This window comes from Serratia sp. MMO-28 (assembly GCF_037199905.1).
Taxonomy (GTDB): Bacteria; Pseudomonadota; Gammaproteobacteria; order Enterobacterales; family Enterobacteriaceae; genus Chania; species Chania oryzae.
Genome location: NZ_JBBCVB010000065.1, coordinates 1 through 2369, shown reverse-complemented (window position 1 = coordinate 2369; position 2369 = coordinate 1). Strand labels below are relative to the sequence as shown.

At 63.8% G+C, this 2369-nt stretch carries 1 pseudogene; it reads left to right on the top strand.

What is annotated here, in order from left to right:
* Positions 1–2369: pseudogene (locus WG891_RS26510) on the top strand (autotransporter outer membrane beta-barrel domain-containing protein); the annotation flags it as partial.

Genomic DNA, 2369 nt, shown 5'->3' with positions numbered 1-2369 from the left:
GTCAGCGCGGCCAATCACCTTGGCACCTCGGCCGCCCGCGTCAATCTCACCGAGGCGACCTCACACCTGATATTCAGCGGGGTGAGCGGTGAGGTGGCCAATACCCTGAGCGGTGTCGCCAATGCAACGGTGACCGTGAATAACGGCGCCACCCTGTCCCTGTCCGGCAATAACAGCGGCTTTGCGGGCCAGTTCGGCATGAGCGGCAACAGTGCGCTGAGCGTCAGTCAGAACGCCAGTCTGGGCACCGCGTCGGTCACGGTTGACGGCGGCAGCCAGTTGGTGTTTGCCGGGTTGACCGGCACGCTGAGCAACGCCATCAGCGGGACGGGGACCTGGTCGCTGTCGAACGGCAGCAACGTGCTGCTGAACAATGCCAATGCCTCGGCCTTTATCGGCACGGTCAGCATCAACGGCGGTGCGGTTCTGAACCTGGACAGCGTTGACTGGTTCAACCCAGCCGCCACGGTAGATATCGTGAGCGCCGGCGACACCCTGAACATCAGCAATGACGGCGATTTTATCTTGGACAACCGCCTGTTGGGCGCCGGGGTGTTGAATATCAACACCAACAATAACCGGTTCAGCTTTGGTGACAATGTCGGTATAGCATTCACCGGGCAGGTCAACCTGCAGAATACCCAGTTCCAGTTATCGAACAACAACACCAGCAGCAACAGCAACACGGTATTGAGCCTGGAGGACAACAGCCGCACCTCGGTCGGTGATGGCGTGCAGCAGATTGGCGCGCTGGAGATGAACGGCGGGACGCTGATTTTCAGCAACATCATCGATAACAGCGGGCAACTCACCTCCGGCGGGACGGTGAACGCCAGCCGCATCGACACCACCGGAGGCGGCACGGTGAGTGTCAACCTGCCGCCGAACGTCTCCCCGAGCCTGGAAGGGATCAGTACGCTGGCACTGGACACCGGGGCGATTGTGCTGGGCCTGGTGACCGGGGCGGCAACCGGCACCGGGCGTGAACTGACCCTGACCGACGGCAGCGATGTGCCGATTATCCAGGACTATTTTGAGGGTATCACCAACCCGAACAGCAGCGTGGTGGCGGCGATGGGGACCTTCGGTTTTGGGCTGACCACCGGTGACCTGCGTGATGGGCTGTATGTCAACTACAGCCTGAAGAGCATGGACCTGCTGACCAGCGGCAGCGATGCGCTGGCGTTGGTGGGGACGGCACGCTTTAACGGCACGCCGGGCAACGAGCTCTTTGCGCAAATCACCGGCAGCGGGGATCTGGCGATCACCGAGGCCGATCCGGGGGCGATAGTGGTGCTCTCAGGGACCGACAACAATTACACCGGGGCCACGTTGGTCCATGCGGGGACTGTGCAACTGAATGCGGATTCAGCATTAGGGCAGACCTCGGATCTGGTGATTGACCGCGGTGCGGCGGTGGACCTCCACGGTCACACGCAAACCGTGGGGGCGTTGAACAGCGCTGCCGACAGCCAACTGGTTTTGGGCGGCGGTGCCCTGACGGTGAGCCACGGCGGCGTGGCCGACGGGGCGTTGGCGGGCGCGGGCAATCTGGTGCTGAGCAGCGGCACGCTTGCCGTCAATCACAACAACACCGGCTTCAGTGGCACCACCACGATTAACAGCGGGGCGACGGCGGACGTCACGCAGGCGCAGGGGTTGGGGACCGGCGATATCGCGGTAGACGGCACGCTGCATCTGGATGGCAGCACGGGGGGACTGGCGACGGCCACCCTGGTGAATGCCTTGCAGGGCAGCGGCAATACCCTGCTGAGCGACGGGGCCAATGTCACCCTGAGCGGGAATAACAGCGCCTATGCGGGCAGCTTCACCACCCAGGCGGGCACCACCCTGACGGCGACCCAGGGCGATAATTTTGGCGCGGCGTCGATCCTCAATGCGGGCAGTGTGGTGCTCAATACCGCCGGCTACTGGGATCTGACCACGCCGATCGGCGGCAGTGGCAGCCTGATGAAACAGGGGAGCGGCACCGTCCACATTGGTAACAGCTCGGTGAGTGCCGGCATGACCACGGTGCAGTCGGGGACGTTGCTGGTGGGCACCCCACCGGTGAATGCGCCCGTGCAGCAGGCCGCACCGAGGGCCTTTGCCCAGGCGTTTGCCGCGCTGGGCAGCGCCACGCTGACCAGCGATGTGACGGTGCAGGCCAACGGCACCTTTGGCGGTGATGGTCAGGTGATCGGCAACGTGTCCAACGCCGGTAACCTGGTGGTCGGGCGTGCCGCCACCGGGGGCAGCTACAGCGATTTCATCATCAACGGCAACTATGTGGGCAACGGCGGTAACGTCGCCCTGAATACCGTGCTGGCCGGGGATGACGCCGCCACCGACCGGCTGGTGGTGACGGG